At 71.5% G+C, this 19,945-nt stretch carries 12 protein-coding genes; 9 read left to right on the forward strand and 3 right to left on the reverse strand.

Annotated elements, in window-relative coordinates:
- Positions 1–262: 262 nt before the first annotated feature.
- The 3 genes from ACFC51_RS18610 to ACFC51_RS18620 all read right to left on the reverse strand — a co-directional run bounded on the left by ACFC51_RS18610 (position 263) and on the right by ACFC51_RS18620 (position 5,340).
- Positions 263–1,519: an ATP-grasp domain-containing protein gene (locus ACFC51_RS18610; protein ID WP_376380920.1), complete on the reverse strand. Its 1,257-nt coding sequence runs from the start codon at positions 1,517–1,519 to the stop codon at positions 263–265.
- 8 nt (positions 1,520–1,527) lie between these two features.
- On the reverse strand, positions 1,528–4,002 hold the full coding sequence (locus ACFC51_RS18615; protein ID WP_376529685.1) for an ATP-grasp domain-containing protein: 2,475 nt from the start codon (positions 4,000–4,002) through the stop codon (positions 1,528–1,530).
- 87 nt (positions 4,003–4,089) lie between these two features.
- Complete coding sequence (locus ACFC51_RS18620) at positions 4,090–5,340, reverse strand: condensation domain-containing protein (protein WP_376380914.1); 1,251 nt, start codon at positions 5,338–5,340, stop codon at positions 4,090–4,092.
- 231 nt (positions 5,341–5,571) lie between these two features.
- Between ACFC51_RS18620 and ACFC51_RS18625 the strand changes: the two genes are divergently transcribed.
- From ACFC51_RS18625 to ACFC51_RS18665, 9 genes are all read left to right on the forward strand, one after another.
- Positions 5,572–6,579 carry an LLM class flavin-dependent oxidoreductase gene (locus tag ACFC51_RS18625; RefSeq protein WP_376380911.1) on the forward strand — a complete coding sequence of 336 codons (1,008 nt, stop codon included), beginning with the start codon at positions 5,572–5,574 and terminating at the stop codon, positions 6,577–6,579.
- Positions 6,576–7,082, forward strand: coding sequence for a flavin reductase family protein (locus ACFC51_RS18630; RefSeq protein ID WP_376380908.1), 507 nt, complete (start codon positions 6,576–6,578; stop codon positions 7,080–7,082). Before ACFC51_RS18625 ends, ACFC51_RS18630 begins: the two co-directional genes overlap by 4 nt.
- Before the next feature lie 101 nt (positions 7,083–7,183).
- Positions 7,184–8,185 (forward strand): beta-ketoacyl-ACP synthase 3, encoded by a 1,002-nt coding sequence (locus ACFC51_RS18635; protein ID WP_376380905.1) that lies wholly within the window; start codon positions 7,184–7,186, stop codon positions 8,183–8,185.
- A gap of 129 nt (positions 8,186–8,314) precedes the next feature.
- Positions 8,315–9,709, forward strand: coding sequence for a condensation domain-containing protein (locus tag ACFC51_RS18640; protein ID WP_376529687.1), 1,395 nt, complete (start codon positions 8,315–8,317; stop codon positions 9,707–9,709).
- Positions 9,710–10,188: 479 nt separating this feature from the next.
- Entirely contained in the window at positions 10,189–11,370 is a 1,182-nt protein-coding gene (locus tag ACFC51_RS18645) for a S8 family serine peptidase (protein ID WP_376530060.1), read from the forward strand.
- A gap of 436 nt (positions 11,371–11,806) precedes the next feature.
- Positions 11,807–16,036, forward strand: coding sequence for a discoidin domain-containing protein (locus ACFC51_RS18650; protein WP_376529689.1), 4,230 nt, complete (start codon positions 11,807–11,809; stop codon positions 16,034–16,036).
- A gap of 458 nt (positions 16,037–16,494) precedes the next feature.
- A complete protein-coding gene (locus tag ACFC51_RS18655; protein ID WP_376370604.1) occupies positions 16,495–17,907 on the forward strand; it encodes an extracellular solute-binding protein in 1,413 nt (470 codons plus the stop codon).
- A gap of 79 nt (positions 17,908–17,986) precedes the next feature.
- On the forward strand, positions 17,987–18,949 hold the full coding sequence (locus ACFC51_RS18660) for a carbohydrate ABC transporter permease (protein ID WP_376370602.1): 963 nt from the start codon (positions 17,987–17,989) through the stop codon (positions 18,947–18,949).
- A 15-nt stretch (positions 18,950–18,964) separates the two neighbouring features.
- Positions 18,965–19,912 carry a carbohydrate ABC transporter permease gene (locus ACFC51_RS18665; RefSeq protein WP_376370601.1) on the forward strand — a complete coding sequence of 316 codons (948 nt, stop codon included), beginning with the start codon at positions 18,965–18,967 and terminating at the stop codon, positions 19,910–19,912.
- Positions 19,913–19,945 lie beyond the last annotated feature (33 nt).

Below are 19,945 nucleotides of genomic sequence, written 5' to 3' on the forward strand. Positions count from 1 at the left end.
TGCGCGAGGTGCGCAACGACCACGCCCCCGCCCCCGCCCCGCGCGGGGGGCCCGCTCTCTCCGCCGGGGGGGGGGGGGGGGGGGGGGCGCCCGCCGCCGGGGGGGGGGGGGGGGGGGGGGGCGGCCCCGGCCCGGGGGGGGGGGGGGGGGGGGGGGGGGGCGGGGGGGGGGGGGGGGGGGGGGGGGGCGGGGGGGGGGGGGCCCCCCGCCGGGCGCGCGGGCGCCCGGCCGGCGCCCCCCCCCCCCCCGGCGTTTCCGGACGCTACGCGGACACGGTGACGACCTCCACGGCCTCGGCCGCCGCGAGGGCGTTGGCGGCGGCCTCCTCACGGTCGGATCCGAGGGCGACGACCTCGCCCGCCCGGGACCAGGAGCTGGTCAGAGGCGCCACCCGCCCGCCCGGGTCCACGGACATCCAGATGTCCACGACACCGGGCAGGGCGCGCGCCGCGTCCAGACCGCGGATCTCCCGGACGGTGCCGGGGGCCGCGTCGAGGAAGCGGATCGCCGCGCCCCTGACCGGGGCGGCGGCCATCGTGGGCGGCCGTCCTTCGAGCACGTCGAGCAGGCCGCGCACCAGGTCGCTGTCGTAGGCGAGCGCGATGAGCAGCGGGATGTAGTCCCCGGGCAGCCGGGCCGCGCACTCCAGGAGATGGGGTGTGCCGTCGCGCAGGATCCACTCCGCGTGCAGGATGCCGCTGCGGAAGCCCGTGGCGGCCACGAGGGTGTGCATCGCCTTCTCGGCCGCCACCGCGTCATCGGCGGCGGCGGGGACGACATGGCCGCGCTCGACGGGGTGCGGTCCCGGGTAGAGCTGCGTCGCGGTCGCGTTCAGGAACACGACCGCGCCGTCGTGGACCAGCGCCTCGACGCTGAGTTCGGGGCCGTGCAGCCACTCCTCGGCCACGTAGCCGGCGGTGCCCGCGCGCCCGGTGCGCAGGTTCGCCTCGTCCGCGGCCGCCGTCCGCCGCCACGCCTCGACGGTGTCGTCCCCGGCGCCGATGAGCTGGATACCGACGCTGCCCTGGAGATGCGTCGGCTTGAGCACGCACTCACCGCCGTGGGCGGCACGGAAGGCCGCCACCTCCTCGGGGCCGTCGACCCGCCGCCAGTCCGGCTGGGCGATGCCCTGCTCCGACACCCGCTCACGGAGCAGGGACTTGTCACGGAAGGCGCGGACGGCCGCAGGGCCGCCGTTCGGCAGCCCCCAGGACTCGGCCAGTGCGGCGGCGGAGACCACCGTGTACTCCAGCCCCGGCAGCACGGCGCGTACGGTGGCCGGCCGTTCGACGTGCTCGGCGAGCCGCGCCGCACCGGCCTCGTCCTGCACCGGGGCCTCGGCCAGCCCGGCGGCACAGGCGAAGCGTGCCAGCTGCCCGGCCACGTCCCTGGCCGCGCATATCGAGGGTTCCTCGACCACCAGCACCGAACCGGGCGGCAGCACCCGCTCCAGCTGGTTCAGCAGGCCGACGCTGTACCCCAGGACCACATGGGAGATCTCAGGAGATTCGGATTCCATCAGCGTGCTCATCGCTCCTCTGCAGGGGTGACACGGACGTGGATGCGGCCGACCGCCTCGTCCAGGACGCGGTCGCACGCAGTGGCGTCGTCGCCGGTGGCGATGACGGCCGCGAGCCGGGGCACCACCCCGCGCGGCGGGAGCAGCAGCTGCTGCCCGGCCTCCGCCAGCGCCACCGCACGCTCGACACCCGGCACCTCGCGTGCGGCGGACACGTCCAGCCGGTCGACGGTGCCGTCCTGTTCGGGATAGAGGAAGCGCACGGCGGCGCAGCGGTCCCGGGTGGGCCGCAGATCGGGGACGATGCCGAGCGAGGCGTCCAGGGCGGCCGCCGTCAGGTCGACGCCGGTGGCCAGCCGGCCGAGCAGCGGGATGAAGTCGCCGCCCAGGCGCCCGTTCAGCTCGACCAGGCGCGGCCCGCCCCCGGTGAGCCGCAGTTCGGCATGGGTCACGCCGGCCGTCACACCGAGCGCCGAGTGGACGCGGGTGACGATGTCGGTCAGGTCGTCCGCCCATGGCTCCTGGCGCCACGGCGACACCAGGTGCCCGATCTCCTCGAAGAAGGGCGGGTAGCCGATCCGCTTGCGCGCCAGGTTGACGCAGCGCACCTCACCGGAGACGACCACGCTGTCCAGGCTGATCTCCGGTCCGTCCAGGTACTCCTCGACCATCAGGCCGTCGAGCGCGTCGAGACCCGCGAAGGCGGCCCCGGCGGCATGCCGGTGGACCTCGTCGAGATCGGCGGGGGAGCGGGCCAGCACCACTCCGCTGCTGCCCGCCAGGGCGCGCGGCTTGAGGACCACGGGATAACCGATCCGCGCCGCCGCCTCGTGCGCCTCCGCGAGGGACCTCACGACGGTGTAGCGGGCGGACGGCAGTCCGGCCCGCTCCAGCAGCTGCCGGGTGCGGAGCTTGTCACGGCAGTTGCGTACCGCCTGCGGTGTCATGTGCGCCAGCCCCAGACGCGCGGCCGCCCGGGCGGTCCGCTCCAGGTGCACCTCGCTCCAGGTCAGGAGGCCGGCCGGGCCGCTGTCCGGCTCCAGCAGCCCCGACACGGCCCGGGTCAGGGCGTCGACGTCCCCGGTGTCCACGACCTGATGCGCCGTGAGGTACGGGGACTCCCACTCCGGGGCGGTGTCCCCGACCGCCAGCACCCGGCCGTGCGCGGCCGCGTCCCGCAGCGCGTACTCCCGGTAGGCGCGGCCACCGGAGGCGACCACGACCACCCGCGCCGGGTGGGCCGGGTCCACCGGCTCGCACCGGAAGTCGAGGCGTTCCAGCGTCCGGGCGATCGCATGCTCGACGTCGGCGGAGGTGCGCCCCCGGAAGCGGAAACGGGCGCCCGAGTGCTCGTATCCCGGCAGGTCGGCCAGATACCCGCCGGGTGTGGGAAGCCGCTCGGCGTACGGTCCGTCCGCCTCGCCCGTCTGGGACGTCGCGGCCAGGACCCGGCACGGGCGCGCGGCCGGCGTGGGGACGAGCAGCCACCCGCCGTACGCCTCTTCCTCCTCGCCGGTCTCCGCGCCGGGGGAGTGGCCGTGCAGCGGCCTGCCCATCTGCACGTCGACGGTGGCGGCCATCAGGTCGACACCGTGCACCTCGCGCCAGACGAAGGGCACCTCGGCGCCACCGGGGCGGGCGCCCACCTCCAGGACGTGGAACACCGGGTCGGTGCTGTCGTCGGAGGCGAACAGCTCCAGATGGAAGACCCACGGGTCGGCCGACATCGCCAGCACGGCCCGCCGGGTGAACTCCCCGATGTTCTTCAGCAGCACCGGATCGTCGATCTCGGCCGAGCCGAGGGCTTCGCCACGGGCGAAGTCCAGGCAGGTGTTGACGTACCGCGACGCCCGCCACACCCGCAGATCGCCGCCGTCGACGATCCCGTCCACGTGCAGGACCGCGTGCGGGAGGTACGCCTGCACCATGAGCGGGAGGTCCGGCGGGAAGACGTACGCGTCCAAGGCGGCGGGGCCGTCCAGCCGCGTGACATCCGAACTGGCCGTGCCCCGGACCGGTTTGAGGACGACCGGCCAGCCGTGCCGACGGGCGAACCCGGCCACCGCCCGGTGCCCGGGGGCCGGTTCGGCGGCGGGCACCCGCACATCGCGCGCGGCGAGCCGCCGCGACATGGCCAGCTTGTCGCGGAAGGGGTGGAGCCCGGCCGGGGTCTCGCCCGGCACCCCGAGGTCCTCACGCAGCTCCGCGGCGACGTCCAGGTCCACCTCGTGCAGGGCGACGATCCGGTCGGGGCGGCCGTGGATCGCCACGAGTTCGCCGACCGCGGCGCGGACCGCGCCGCGGTCCTCGGTGCTCGGCACGACGCGGACGCCGGCAGCGGCGTCGGGCAGGACCGGACGGGCGCGTGCCGTGGTCACGTAACTGACCCGCAGGGCGCGGTGGTCGAGGTAGGAGGCGTAGTCGGCGTAGGAGTCGGTCCAACGGTGGAGGACGATCACATGGGCAGGCACAGGAGGCTCCATGGACAGAAGGTCGTGGTCCGGATCAGCGGGTGAGCCGGGCCGGGAGGCCGGCCGGCGGAAGGCGGCCGGATCGGGAGCCGGCCGGGGTCAGGCAGCCGCGTCCGTCAGCCGGGCGACGGTCCCCTCCAGCAGGTCCCGGGTGAGCGGGTCCGCCAGCCCCATGGTGCGCAGCCGCAGGTGGAGCGACTCGCCGCCCTCGTCGGTGGCCCGCAGATAGCAGGGGTGCCCGATGCGGGAGAAGGGCGACTCCCGGAGGGTGTCCGACTCGGCCGGGGCGCCGGGTGGCGGCGCCGCACCGGTGAGGAAGTTGAATCCGAGCGACGCCTCGTACGGCTCGCGGCCGGCCCGGACCTTGTCGCGCAGCAGATCCATCTCGTCCACGTCGTACATCCCGTACCGGTAGGCCAGCAGGCTCTGGGTGTTGACGTGCCCGACGTAGGCCGCGAAGTCGTCGGGGGCCGGGCCGACGGAGGCGGCCGTCCACTGGTTCATGGAGCTGACCACGGTGTTCCACGGAGGGACGAAGCGGTTGGAGGACATGAGCTGCGCGACCAGGGCGCCCGGCCCCGCCGCGTGCTCGACACTGCGGGCGAACGCGGCGAGCACCACGCTGGAGACCGGGACGGACAGCCGCTCCGCCAGGCGCCGGCACCCGGAGTACACCTGCCGGGAGCGGACGGAGTACTGGCACGCGGTGCCGGGCGGTGCCGGGGGCCCGGCCCCGGCGAGCGAGGCGGCGCTGAGGCCGAAGATCCGCTCCCAGTACGCCGTCAACGCGGCGCGGCGGGCGTGCCGGCCCTCGGAGCGCTGCCACGCGGCAAGCCCCCGGGGAGTGGAGACGGGCGCGGCGGCCGCCGGAGCGGACGCGCGCAGGGCCGTCCGGAAGTCAGACTCCAGGATGCCGTTGCTCCAGCCGTCGGCGGTGATGTGGTGCTGGACCAGCACCACCACCCGGGGGCGCCCCCCGTGGGTGAGGACCCGGAACCTCCAACTGGGCGCGGCACGCAGGTCGAAGGGCTCGGCCGCCAGCCGCGCGACGACGTCGTCGAACCCCTCCGGACCGCACTCGACCACACCGCGGTCCACCCTCTCCAGGAAGGGCAGCACCCGCTGGGCCGGGGCGAAGGGGTCCGTGAGGTCGTAGGCGGTCCGCAGCGACTCGTGCCGGCCGACGAGGGTCAGAACGGCGTTCTCGACCTCCGTCGCGCCGTACTCCTCGTCCTCGGGCAGCTGCCAGAACGTCTGGGTGTTGGCTTCGTGCCAGCGGCCCCTGCTCAGCTCCCGGACGTCGCGCCAGACCGAGAGCTGGCCGTAGGAAAGGGGGGCGGGCTCATTCACGGACGGCTCCGTTCGTTCGCACGAGGCTTGCGCCGGTACTGGTGACGCCGCGTCAGCCTAGAAGCGCCGCCCGGCACGGGAACAGGCAAGCGGGCGGCAGCTTGGGCACCTCCGGCGACAGGCAGCAAAGTTGCCTGCGTACTACCTGGACGCACCCCGTCCGCCTCGCCCACCGTGAGTGCCGGTGTCCCCCCGGTTCTCCAGGCTGAGCAGATGACGAGAGGTGTTTCCGTGGCCGATGCAGCGCTGGGCCTCCGGCTGTACGCGACGATCCCACCCCCCACGGGTCCCGGCGGCTATCCGGAGACGGTCCGGCGGGCCGCGCGCGCCGCCGAGGCGGCGGGCTTCACGGGCGCCCTCGTCTACTCCGACAACAACACCGTCGACCCGTGGGTCGTCGCACAGGAGGTGCTGGCCGCCACCGCGGACTTCGTCCCGCTGGTCGCCCTGCAACCCCTGTACGTGCACCCGTACGCGGTGGCGAAGAAGATCGCCACCTACGCCTCGCTGTACGGGCGCCGCATCGCCCTCAACCTGGTCGCGGGCGGGTCCGTCGGCGATCTCGCGGCGCTGTGCGACGAGAACGGCGCCCACGACGACCGCTACCGCCGGCTGACGGAGTATGCCCAACTGGTCGGGCTGCTGCTCGCCGGTGACGGACCGGTGACCTTCGAGGGCGACTACTACCGGGTGCGGTCCCTGCCGCTGTCACCCGCGCTGCCCGCCCACCTGGCACCCGAGCTGTTCATCTCGGGCTCCTCCGACGCGGGGCGCCGGGCCGGGCGGACCTTGGGGGCGGTCCCGGTGCGCTACCCGCTACCGCCGGGCACCGGCACGCGGGGGACGGGGGGCGACCCGGGAGGCGGCGGCGTACGCATCGGTGTCATCGCCCGCGACACCGACCAGGAGGCATGGAGCGTGGCCCACGAGCGCTTTCCGGCGACCAGGGCGGGCCGCCTCGCGCAGAGGGCCGCCCGCGGCGTCTCCGATTCGCGGTGGGTGGCCGATCTGTCCACCGCGGACGAGTTCCCCGGCGGGCCGGACAGCCCGTACTGGATGGGCCCCTTCCTCAACCACGCCACCTACTGCCCCTATCTGGTGGGCAGCCACGAGAAGGTGGAGCACGAGATCCGGAGCTACGTGGACTCCGGGTGCGGGACGTTCGTCCTGGACACGGCGCGTGCCGACGACGACTACGCCAGGACCGCGGCGGTCTTCCACCGTGCGCTGAAGCGGTGAGCGCCGAAGCGGGCCTGGCCGTCGGCGCGTCCGACCCGGTCGCGCTGCGCCGGGTCTTCGCCGCCTTCCCGACCGGGGTGACGGCCCTGGCCGCGCTCGTCGACGGCGAGCCCGTCGGCATGACCGCGTCCTCCTTCGTCCCCGTCTCGCTCGACCCTCCGCTGGTGTCGTTCTGCACCGCGCTCACCTCGACCACCTGGCCCCGGCTGCGCCGCGCCGCGCGCCTCGGGATCAGTGTGCTGAGCGGCAGCCAGGAAGAGGCCAGCAGGCAGCTCGCGTCCCCCGGCGCCGAACGCTTCGCCGGCCTCGCGTGGTACGGGACGCCCGGCAACGCCGTGCTGCTCAGGGGTGCCAGCGCCTGGTTCGACTGCTCGACCGAGCGGGAGATCGGCGCCGGGGACCACCGGATCGCCCTCCTCAGGGTGCACGCCATGGGCGTCGACCCGCAGGTGCCGCCCCTGGTCTTCCACGGCAGCAGGTACCGGAGACTCGCCGGCCGGTGACCCCTCCCGTCGGGCGGCAGCGCGCCGGAGGACGACCCCGCCCGGCGGTGACCGGTCCGCAGCGGCGGGAAGCAACCCACTCACGAACGAAAGGCACCCCCATGCCGCAGCACGTACAGGCCGGACAGCTCCCGAGGCAGGCGCGGATCGCAGCGGTCGGGGGCTACCGGCCGCGCCGCGTCGTCGGCAACGAGGAGATCTGCCGGCACGTGGACTCCACCGACCAGTGGATCCGCCGCCGGACCGGGATCGAGACCCGGCACGTCGCCGAGCCCGACGAGACGCTGGAGGTGATGGCGGCCGCCGCCGCCGACAAAGCTCTCGCCGAGGCCGGAGTGGACCCGTCCCAGGTCGGGGTGGTCATCGCGGCCACCATGTCCTACCTCTACCAGGCACCCCCGCTGGCCGCCCGGGCCGGCGCCCTGCTCGACGGGTTCCGGGGCGCGGCGTTCGACGTGTCGGGGGCCTGCGCCGGGTTCTGCCACGCCCTGGAACTGGCCCGTGTCCTGGTCGCGTCCGGCAGCGCCGACCACGTCGTCGTCGTCGGCGCCGAGCGGATGTCCGACATCGTCGACCCCACCGACCGGTCCACCGCCTTCCTCTTCGGCGACGGTGCGGGAGCCGTGGTGGTCGCACCGTCGCGCGAGACCCGCATCTTCCCCCCGGAATGGGGCAGTGACCCGTCCGGCGCCGACGCCATCGCACAGCCCGATCCGTGGGACTGCGGACCGGCGCGGCCGGAACCGGCGAACCGGTACCTGGGCATGCACGGGCAGGAGGTGTTCCGCTGGGTCACCGACTCCGTGCCCGCGGTCGCGGAAGGCGCACTGGCCCGTGCGGGCATGAGCGTCCAGGACCTCGCCGCTTTCGTGCCGCACCAGGCCAACCTGCGCATCACCGAGACCCTGGTGCGCCGACTCGGTCTCCCCTCGGAGGTACGCGTGGCGCGCGACGTCGTACGGACGGGGAACACCTCGGCCGCCTCGATCCCCCTCGCCCTGGAATCCCTGCTGGCCCAGGGAGAGATGTCGGGGCGCCCGGCCCTGCTGCTCGGGTTCGGATCAGGGCTCGGCCACTGCGCCCAGACGGTCCTCCTGCCCTGAACACCCCCGCGTCGTGCACCCGCTGCCGTGCTGACCCACAGGACGTGCCGTGACACGGCCCGGTGCGCCCGGACCGGATGCCGTGCCGGTCCACCGACCCGGCCCCCATCCCGCGAGAGGAACGCCCACGTGTCCGTCCAAGACCCGACCCCCCTGCGGAGAACCGCGGACCCTGCGGGCCTGGCCGCCCCCGACCGGACCGGGCCGCTGACCTGGGTCCAGCGGCTCTGGCTGCCCGAGGCGCCCGACCGCCAGATCGCCTCGCACGAGGACAACCAGTTCCGCGAACTGTCCCTCGCCACACCCCTCGACCCCGGCACCGCACGACGGGCGGTGCGTCAGGTGCTGGCCCGCCACGAGGTGCTGCGTACCCGCGTCACCGGCCTCGGAGACGACGCCCGGCAGGTCGTGGACGCCCTCGACCCCGGATACGAGCGGGTCCTGCGGACCGTCGACCTCGACACGTGGGACGAGGCCGTCGCCGAGGCCCGGCGCACGTCCTTCCGACTCGCCTCGCAGTGGCCGCTCACGCTGCTGATGGGCATCCGGGCGGGAAAGGTCCTGCGGGTCGCCGTGGTGGTCGATCACTGGGCCTCCGACGGCCTCGGCGTCCTCGTGCTGCACGACGACCTCGCCTCGGCACTCCTGGCCCATGCCCGCGGCACCGGCTGGACCCCCGCCGGACCCGTGGAACAGCCGGTCGACCTCGCCCTGTGGGAGTCGGCCACGCCCGCCGGAGCCGCGCACCTGCGACGGGCCCTGGCCTACTGGCGGAAGCAGTGCGAGCGTCTGTCACGGGACCTCTCCGGCCACAGGCCCGACCCGGTGCCGAAGGCACCGCTCGACGGCACCCCGCTGTCCTTCCCGGGCTGCACGATGACGTCCTTCCGGCTCGCCGAGGCCGCGTCCACGGTCGCCGACCGGCTTCGGGTCCCGGTCTCCGCCGTCTACCTGGCCGCCTTCAGCAGCGCCATCGGTGCCGCCGAACAGGCCGGTGTCGTCGGCACGCTGATGCTCTCCGCCAACAGACTGACGGCGGCCGCCATGCGTTCGGTCCGCAACGCCGTCATCAGCGCGCCGGTCGCCCTGGACCTCACGCAGCCCGGCGGTTTCGCCGCGACGGTGGCTGCCGCGGCGTCCCAGCAGGTCCAGGTCTTCCGGTACGCCAACGCCGACCACCGGCTGACGGGGGACATCGCCGAGGAAGTCCTGGGCGATCTGCGGGACGGCGCGCTCACCGGCGCGGTCTTCAACTTCATGCCCGAGGCCGCGCTGCGGGGCGACCCGATTCCGGCAGTCATGCGGGACGCGCCGTGCGACGTCGTGGAGGCGATGCCGAAGCGTGCGACCGCCGCTCCCCGCATGCTGATGGTCATCGCGCGGCAGGACCGGGTGACCCTGACCCTGCGCTGGCGCGAGGACACGAGCTGGCAGCGGTGGGCCGAGCCGATGCTCCGTCACATCGCCGACCTCATCACCCACGAGGCGGCACCGGACAAGCCCCTGCCGGCCTTCGGAGGCTGACCCGGAGTGCCGGCCGTACCGACGGAATCACCGTGTGCACATCCGGCGCCGGTGTCCGCGCCGGGCGTGCCGCGGACACCGGCGCCGGACGGCCGGAACCGGACCCGCCCCGACTGCCGCGCCCATGCCCGGGAGCCGGGGTGCGGAGCGGGGGACAAAAACGTTCCAATTCCCGACCGAGGGTGCAGCAGGCGCCCGCCGAAGGCTCTTCCGGTGTTCGTGCCGCCTCTGGCCCGAAGGCCCTGAGCCGGGCGCGTGCGGCGCGGCTGACCCTGCCGAGCCGGGGCGGACCGCACCTGCCCGCAGGTGTTGAAACCATTCACCTCATCGGCCGAATGGGCCTGCCCCGGTAATGATCATTGCGCTGTCCGGCTGATGCGGCTCAAGGCCCGCCCGGGATGTGGACGAAAGGTCAGGTGTTCGCACGTCGCGGACCCGTCGTGGTCCGCGATCCGCTCCTCCACCTCAAGGGAGAACGCATGCGCCTGCGCGCCCGCTGGGCACCAGCCGCTCTACTGCTGATCGCGCCCCTGATCGGCACCACCACGGCCGCGGCCGACACCGGCGAGACGCTCGTGCCGGTGCAGAAGTCGGCCCGGGCCGTGCCCGGCCAGTACATCGTGACCCTCTCGCCCGAGCAGACGCCGGGCGCCATGGCCGAACAGCTCGGCGTCAGCACCCTCTTCACGTACAGCAAGGTCCTGCACGGCTTCGCGGCTTCGCTCACGCCCGCGCAGCTCGAGCAGGTGCGGGGCGCGGCCGGCGTCCAGACCGTCGAGGAGAACAGCGAGGCGTCCGTCGCGCCGCCCGCCTCCAGGGCGGCGGGGAAGCGGGCCGTGGCCGGGAGCTGGGGGCAGGACCGCATCGACCAGCGCAGTCTGCCCCTGGACGGCACGTACGACGTGTCCGGTACCGGCCAGGGCGTGACCGCGTACATCCTCGACACGGGTATCGAGGCCGCCCACAGCGAGTTCGGCGGCCGGGTGGGCGCGGGCTACGACGCGATCGGGGACGGCCGCAACGGGGAGGACTGCAACGGCCACGGCACGCACGTGGCCGGGACCGTGGCCGGTGCGACGTACGGTGTCGCTCCCGCCGCCTCCCTCGTGCCGGTGCGGGTCCTCGACTGCGAGGGGTCGGGCACCTGGGCCGGGATCATCGCAGGCCTCGACTGGATCGCCCAGAACGCCGAGCAGCCGGCCGTGGTCAACGCCTCCCTCGGCGGGCCGGCGTCCTCGGCCGTCGACGACGCGTTCGACGCCCTCGCGGCGCAGGGGACCCTGCCGGTGGTCGCGGCGGGCAACGAGAACCAGGACGCCTGTGACGTCTCCCCGGCCCGCGCCGACGGTGTGCTCGCCGTGGGTGCCTCCGACAACCGGGACCGGCAGGCGACGTTCAGCAACTGGGGCACCTGCGTGTGGCTGTACGCCCCGGGTGTGGACATCGTGTCGGCGAAGCTCGACGGCGGGTCCACGGCGCTGAGCGGAACCTCCATGTCCAGCCCGCACGTCGCCGGGGTCGCGGCTCTCTACAAGGAGCAGCACCCCGACGCGGCGCCGCAGGAGGTCGCCGACTGGCTCGCCGCCGAGGCGACTCCGGACGTCCTGACGGGCCTGGGCTCCGGCTCGCCGGACCGGCTGCTGTACACCGGCGGTCTCTGACCTCCGGCCGGCTCCATCGGGCGGGGTCCGCGTGCGGCGGGCCCCGCCCTCCGTCATGCCCTGGAGCAGGCACTTTCCGACGGCTTGCAGATCTACGCAAAATACTTACGTACAGCGGACGCATGGACCTGCCCTCGATCCACGCCTGAGCGTCACCCCAAACGTGTTGCAGGGGCGGCCCTTTGGGCGTCATCCATGATGTTTTCCGCTGCTCCGTTTTCTGTCCCAACCGTGGACGCTCTCGCACTTGTCTGCAACTCTCTGACGGCAAAGCGCAAAACTCGGCTCGTCGCATGCAGAAACAAGTGCCGACGGGTCGTGCCGACAGAGCCGCGTCCTCGGTGTGTCCCGCGCCGAGGCCCAAGATCGGGGACATATGAGAGCCCAACGCTGGAGATGGCGGGCCCTTTCCGCTGTGGTCACCACCAGTCTTCTGATGATCGGATGGCCGTCGTTCACCGCCTCGGCGGCCGACGGGCCCAACATCGCCGCAGGCCGGACCGCCGCGGCGAGCAGCGCGGGCGGCGAGTACGTCGCCCGCAACGTGACGGACGGCAACCAGGCGACGTACTGGGAAGGTTCGGGCGGCGCGCTGCCGCAGTGGGTGCAGGCCGACCTCGGCACGACCGCCCGGGTCGACGAGGTGACACTGAAGCTCCCCGCGGGATGGGAGACCAGGCAGCAGACCCTCTCCGTCCAGGGGAGCGCCGACGGCACCAGCTTCTCGACGCTCAAGAGCTCGGCGGCGTACACCTTCAGCCCCGGCACCTCCAACGCCGTGAAGATAACCTTCCCGGCCACCCAGACCCGGTTCGTGCGGATCAACGTCACGGCCAACACCGGGTGGCAGAACGCACAGCTCTCCGAACTGGAGGTCAGGGCCGCGGGCGAGTCCTCGGCCAACCTCGCGGCGGGCAGGACGCTCCGGGCCAGCAGCTACACGGAGACGTACACGGCCTCCAACGGCAACGACGGCAACCGGGCGAGCTACTGGGAGAGCAGGAACAACGAGCTCCCGCAGTGGATCCAGGCCGACCTCGGTTCCTCGGTCCGGGTCGACCGGGTCGTGCTCCGGCTGCCCGACGGATGGGAGCAGCGCACCCAGACCCTGAAGATCCAGGGCAGCGCCGACGGCACGGAGTTCAGCGACCTGACCGCGTCCAAGGCGTACACCTTCAACGCCGCGGGCGGCCAGTCGGCGACGATCTCCTTCGACGCGACCACGACCCGCTACGTGCGGGTGCTCGTCACGGCCAACTCCGTCCAGCCGGCCGCGCAGCTCTCCGAACTGGAGATCTACGGCCCGTCCACCGGTGACACGCAGGCGCCGACCGCGCCGTCGGGTCTGGCCCTCACGGAGCCGGCCACCGGGCAGATCAAGCTGACCTGGTCGGCGTCCTCGGACAACACCGGCGTCACGGGCTACGACATCTACGCCAACAACACCCTGCTGACCGGTGTGGCGGGCGGTGTCACCACCTTCGCCGACACCCGCCCGGCGAGCGAGACCGTCTCCTACTTCGTCCGGGCCAAGGACGCGGCGGGCAACCAGTCGGGCAACAGCAACACCGTCACCCGCACCGGCGACTCCGGTGACACCCAGGCGCCCACCGCGCCCTCCGGTCTGGCGTTCACGGAGCCGGCCGCCGGGCAGATCAAGCTGACCTGGACGGCGTCCTCGGACAACAAGGGCGTCACCGGTTACGACGTCTACGCCAACAACGTGCTCCGCAAGAGCGTGGCCGGCGACGTGACCACGTACACCGACACCCAGTCCGCCGCCACGACCGTCAGCTACGTCGTGCGGGCCAAGGACGCGGCGGGCAACGTCTCCGGCGCCAGCAACACCGTGACGCGGAACGGGTCCACGAGCGGCGCCTCCAACCTCGCCGTGTCCAAGCCGATCACCGCCTCGTCGGTCGTCCACACCTTCGTCGCGGCCAACGCCAACGACAACTCCCTCAGCACGTACTGGGAGGGCGCGGGCGGCAGCTACCCCAACACGCTGACGGTCAAGCTCGGTGCCAACGCCGACACGGAGAGCGTCGTCGTCAAGCTGAACCCGGACAGCAGCTGGGGAGCGCGCACCCAGAACATCCAGGTGCTCGGCCGTGAACAGGACGCCACCTCGTTCACGAGTCTGGCCGCCGCCAAGGACTACGCGTTCAGCCCGGCGACGGGCAACACGGTGACGATCCCGGTCACCGCCCGGGTGGCCGACGTCCAGCTGAAGTTCACGTCCAACACCGGTTCCGGTGCGGGGCAGGTCGCCGAGTTCCAGGTGCTGGGCGCTCCGGCACCCAACCCGGACCTCCAGGTCACGGCGGTCACCGCCGCGCCCTCGGCCCCCGTGGAATCGGACGCCATCACCCTGTCCGCCACCGTCCGCAACTCCGGCGCCATCGCCTCTCCCGCCGGGAAGGTGGACTTCGAGCTCGGCGGTTCCAAGGTCGCCACCGCTTCGGTGGGCGCTCTCGCCGCAGGCGCCTCCGCCCAGGTCACCGCCTCCATCGGGGCGCGCGACGCGGGCAGCTACACGCTCGGTGCCGTCGTCGACCCGGCGGGCGAGATCATCGAGCAGAACGAGACGAACAACCGCTTCACCAGCGGCACGCCGCTGGTCGTGAAGCCGGTCTCCAGCTCCGACCTCGTCGCGAGCGCGGTCACGACCTCCCCGTCGAGTCCCTCGAACGGCGACACGGTCACCTTCTCCGTCGCCGTGAAGAACCAGGGCTCCGTGGCCTCCGCGAGCGGCAGCCACGGCATCACCCTCAGCCTGATCGACTCCAAGGGCACCACGGTCAAGACCCTCACGGGCGCGCACAACGGCGCCATCGCCGCGGGCGCCACGACCGCCCCGGTCTCCCTGGGCACCTGGACGGCCGCCAACGGCTCGTACACGGTGAAGGTGGTGCTCGCCGACGACGCGAACGAACTGCCGGTGAAGCGCACGAACAACACCAGCACCGAATCGCTCTTCGTCGGGCGCGGCGCGAACATGCCGTACGACATGTACGAGGCGGAGGACGGGGTCACCGGCGGCGGCGCCAAGGTCGTCGGCCCCAACCGGACCGTCGGTGACATCGCGGGCGAGGCGTCGGGCCGCAAGGCGGTCACGCTCGACAGCACCGGCAACTACGTCGAGTTCACGACACGGGCGACCACCAACACCCTGGTCACCCGGTTCTCCATCCCGGACTCCGCGGGCGGCGGCGGCATCGAGTCGAAGCTGAACGTCTACGTGGACGGCACCTTCCTCAAGGCGATCGACCTCACCTCGAAGTACGCCTGGCTGTACGGGAACGAGACCGGACCGGGCAACGACCCCGGCTCGGGCGCGCCCCGGCACATCTACGACGAGGCGAACCTCATGCTGGGGAAGACCGTCCCGGCGGGCAGCAAGATCCGGCTGCAGAAGGACGCGGCCAACACCAGCACCTACGCGATCGACTTCGTCAGCCTGGAGCAGGTCTCCCAGGTCGCCAACCCTGACCCGGCCACCTACACGGTGCCCGCCGGATTCACCCACCAGGACGTGCAGAACGCCCTGGACAAGGTCCGGATGGACACCACGGGCAAGCTCGTCGGCGTCTACCTGCCGGCGGGTGACTACTCCACCGCCAGCAAGTTCCAGGTCTACGGCAAGGCCGTGAAGGTCGTCGGCGCGGGTCCCTGGTTCACCCGGTTCCGTGCCCCGTCCACGCAGGACAACACCGACATCGGATTCCGTGCCGAGGCGAGCGCCAAGGGCTCCTCGTTCTCGAACTTCGCGTACTTCGGCAACTACACGTCCCGCATCGACGGGCCCGGCAAGGTGTTCGACTTCTCCAACGTCTCGGACATCGTGATCGACAACATCTGGAACGAGCACATGGTGTGCCTCTACTGGGGCGCCAACACCGACAGCGTGACCATCAAGAACTCCCGGATCCGCAACATGTTCGCCGACGGCATCAACATGACGAACGGGTCCACCGACAACCACGTCACCAACAACGAGGCACGTGCCACCGGGGACGACAGCTTCGCGCTGTTCTCGGCGATCGACGCCGGCGGCTCGGACATGAAGAACAACGTGTACGAGAACCTCACGTCCATCCTCACCTGGCGGGCCGCGGGAGTGGCCGTGTACGGCGGCTACGACAACACCTTCCGCAACATCCACATCGCCGACACCCTGGTGTACTCCGGGATCACGGTCAGCTCGCTGGACTTCGGCTACCCGATGAACGGGTTCGGGACCGCGCCCACGGCGATCGAGAACGTGTCGGTCGTGCGGGCCGGCGGCCACTTCTGGGGGACGCAGACGTTCCCGGGCATCTGGCTGTTCTCGGCCTCCAAGGTCTTCCAGGGGATCCGTATCTCGCACGTGGACATCGTCGACCCGACGTACAGCGGGATCATGTTCCAGACCAACTACGTGGGAGGACAGCCGCAGTTCCCGATCAAGGACACCGTGCTCACGGACATCTCGATCTCCGGCGCGCGCAAGAGCGGTGACGCGTTCGACGCGAAGTCCGGCTTCGGGCTGTGGGCCAACGAGATGCCGGAGGCGGGCCAGGGCCCTGCCGTCGGCGAGGTCACCTTCAACGGGCTGAAGTTCAGCAACAACGCCCAGGACGTGAAGAACACCACCCCCGGATTCAAGATCAACATCAACCCGTAGGGGCGGGGCCGGTCCACGGGCCCGTGCGGGCCTGCTCCGGCCTCCGGTGCGGCCTCCTCCCCGGGGTCGCACCGGAGGCCCGCACGGGCCCCTCCAGGGCTGCGTGGAGGGGCCGGGGTGCAGACATGCCTCGCGTAATCTCTTTGCAGTCATAAGTCTGTCTCTTGCGGCCCGAGGTCCGGAATTCGGTGGTGTCCCGCCCGGAGAGGGTGGGGCTCCCGAGGGTCGTCCCAGCTGCGCGAATCTGCCCGGCTCGCCCTGTGCGAGCCGGGCAGAGCCATGTCCGATCGGCTCCGAGCGGCTTGTGGGTGGCGACTCCTCACATGCGGAGCGCTGTCGAACATTTACGAAATCTGCGCGAGATATTGCGCTCACATGTCGCTGGTGGTTGAGTATGCCGCGCCCCGGCAGAGAAGTCGGCCGAGGCCTTCCGTGCTCATGCCCGAAGGGGACCACCGATGAGAAGTGCTGGGATTCGCCGTACCCGCCGTGCCTCCGCGGCCGCCGTCGTCACCGCGCTCGCCCTGACCGCCCTTGCCTCCTGCGGCACGAGCAGCAGTGGCGACACGAACGACGACTCCGGCAGCGGCTCGTCCGATCCGTCGGCACCGCTCGACCCGAAGGCCAAGGTGACGCTGTCGATCGACTGCATGCCGCCGGCCGCGAAGGCCGCGGAGCTGCGCGAGTGGAACGAGGACATCAAGACGTTCAACAAGAAGTACCCGAACGTCAAGATCAACGGGAAGTCGACGCCCGGACAGTGCCTGGAGCCCCCGCGGTTCACGGCCATGCTCAAGGGCAAGTCGCAGCCGGACGTGTTCTACGCGTACTTCACCGACCTGCAGCAGGTGCTGGACAACGACGGCGCCGAGGACATCTCCGCGTACGTCAACGACACATCCGTGCCCGCGCTGAAGGACATCCAGCCCCAGGTGCTGGACGTGGCCCGCAAGGACGGCAAGCTCTACGCTCTGCCGACCAGCAACTACACCATGGGCCTCATGATCAACCGGAAGCTGTTCACGCAGGCCGGTCTGGACGCCGACACCCCGCCGGCCACCTGGGACGAGGTCCGCGCCGCGAGCAAGAAGATCGCGGCGCTCGGCAAGGGCATCGCCGGCTTCGGCGAGTACAGCGCCGGGAACAACGGCGGCTGGCACTTCACCGCCACGCAGTACGGCCTGGGCGGTGACGTCGTGGATGCGAGCGGCAAGAAGGCCGCCTTCAACGACGACAAGGGCAAGCAGGTCCTCCAGCAGCTGCACGACATGCGCTGGAAGGACGACAGCATGGGGCAGACCCAGCTGCTGAAGTGGGGTGACCTGCAGAAGCAGATATCCACCGACAAGCTCGGCATGTTCCTCGCCGCACCCGACGACATCGCCTACATGGTGCAGCAGCTGGGCGCGAAGTACGAGAACTTCGGGCTCGGCCCGATCCCCGGCGCCGAGGGAACCCTGTTCGGCGGCAACAACTACATGATCAAGAAGGGCAGTTCGCCCGACAAGATCAAGGCGGCCGTCGCCTGGCTGAACTTCAAGAACCTGACCCCGGGCAAGGGGCAGTTCGAGTGGGCGCGCACCAAGGCGGACCAGCTGCCCGTCGGACTGCCGCAGCCGAACTTCTTCACCGGCGAGAGCAAGACGAAGGACGACGCCGACCGCGCCGCCAACGCCACGATGCCCGTCGAGAACTTCAAGGCCTTCATGGACAACCCCGTCCAGGGCAAGGCGGAGCCGCCGAAGGCCCAGGAGATCTACAAGATCCTCGACAACGCGATGTCCGGGGTCCTGACCAACAAGGACGCCGACATCGACAAGCTGCTCGACACCGCCGAGCAGCAGGTCAACCAGGTTCTGGCGAACCAGTAACGGACGTGCGGAGGCCGGGCCGGGCGGGCCCGGCCCCCGCATCCGTACCGTCTGCGAGCGACTGCACCGAGGAGAGACCATGTCGGCCCCCACCCTGTCCACCGGGAAGGCGAGCGCACCGCCACCCGGGCACCACCCGCGGCCCACCGGGCCGGACTCCGCCCGTGAGGAGTTCGTGCGCGCCCTGCGCCGCAACATCTCGGCGCACGGCTTCCTGATCGGAGCCGTCCTCTGCTTCTCCTTCTTCTCCTGGTACCCGATGGTCAGGGAGTTCGTCCTGGCCTTCCAGAAGACAGAGGACGGCACGACGACCTGGGCCGGCTGGTCCAACCTGAGCTACGTGTTCAACGACCCGGCGTTCTGGCAGGCCTGGCGCAACACGCTGCTCTTCACCGTGCTGGCGCTCGTCCTGGGATTCGCCGTCCCGTTCGTCGTCGCCGTGGTGCTCAACGAATTCCGGCACGCGCAGGGATACCTGCGCCTGCTGGTCTACCTGCCCGTCATGCTGCCGCCGGTCGCCTCGGTCCTGCTCTTCAAGTACTTCTACGACCCCGGCTACGGACTCTTCAACCGCATCCTGGAATTCCTCCATCTGCCGGCCCAGCAATGGCTCCAGGACCCCAGCACCTCGATGCTCTCCGTCGTCATCGCCTCCACCTGGATGAACATGGGAGGGGCCACGCTCATCTACCTCGCCGCTCTCCAGGGCATCCCCGGAGAGCTGTACGAGGCGGCCGAGCTCGACGGCGCGGGGCTCCTGCGCAAGATCTGGCACGTCACCATCCCGCAGACGCGGCTGATCCTGTCGCTGCTGCTGCTCATGCAGATCATCGCGACGATGCAGGTCTTCACCGAACCGTTCCTGCTCACCAACGGCGCCGGCCCCGAGGGCTCCACCACGACCGTCGTCTACCTCATCTACCAATACGCCTTCAACTTCAACAACTACGGCGGAGCGGCGGCCCTCGGCCTCCTCCTGCTCGTCGTCCTCGCGGGCTTCTCCGCGGTGTACGTACGCCTCAGCCGCAGCAGCGAAGACTAGGACGGGAGCACGACGATGGCATCGAACACGCTTGTCTCCCGGCGCGGACCCGGCGCGGGCAGGGCCCGCCGCCGGGAGGCCGACCAGGGCCGCCAGCGGACCCTGATCTCACCGGCCCAGCTCGGCCGGCCCCGGGGCAAGGCCCTCTACTGGATCATCTTCGCCGTGGTGGTGGCGGCGTTCACGCTCGCGTTCCTCGGCCCCCTCTACTGGATGGTGACCGGCGGTCTCAAGACCACCCAGGAAGTGGTGCAGAGCCCGCCCACCGCCTTCCCCTCCTCGATCCACACGGAGAACTACTCCCAGGCGTGGACCGTGATGGACCTGGCCCGACTGCTCTTCAACACCCTGTACTACGCGTTCGGGGCGCTGGCCTTCCAGCTCGTCCTCGACGTGGCCGCCGCCTACTCGCTGTCGAAGCTGCGTCCCGTGTTCGGCAAGGTCATCCTCGGCATGATGCTCGCCACGCTGATGATCCCGGCAACCGTGCTGGTGGTCCCGCAGTACCTCACGGTCCTCGACGTGCCGATCTTCGAACGCAACCTGCTCAACTCGCCCTGGGCCATCTGGCTTCCGTCGGTCACCAATGCCTTCAACATCTTCCTGCTGAAGCGGTTCTTCGACTCCATCCCGGGCGAACTGCTCGACGCCGCGGCCATCGACGGGGCCTCACCGCTGCGCACCCTGCGCTCCATCATCCTCCCGATCTCCCGGCCGATCCTCGGAGTCGTCTCGATCTTCGCGGTCGTCGGAGTCTGGAAGGACTTCCTCTGGCCCATGCTCACCCTGCCCGACCCGGGGAAGCAGACCCTCAACGTCGGCATCTACTCGCTCTCCAACGGGGTGCCGCAGAACGTCCTCATCGCGGCGCTCACCATCGCGTCCGTCCCGACGCTGATCATCTTCCTGCTCTTCCAGCGCAACATCATGAGCGGTCTCACCGCGGGCGGTCTGAAGGGCTGACGCCCACCCCGGAACACCGCCTCCCACCAGCAC

Origin of the sequence: Streptomyces sp. NPDC055962, assembly GCF_042270185.1 — a bacterium.
In the GTDB taxonomy this organism is placed as follows: domain Bacteria; phylum Actinomycetota; class Actinomycetes; order Streptomycetales; family Streptomycetaceae; genus Streptomyces.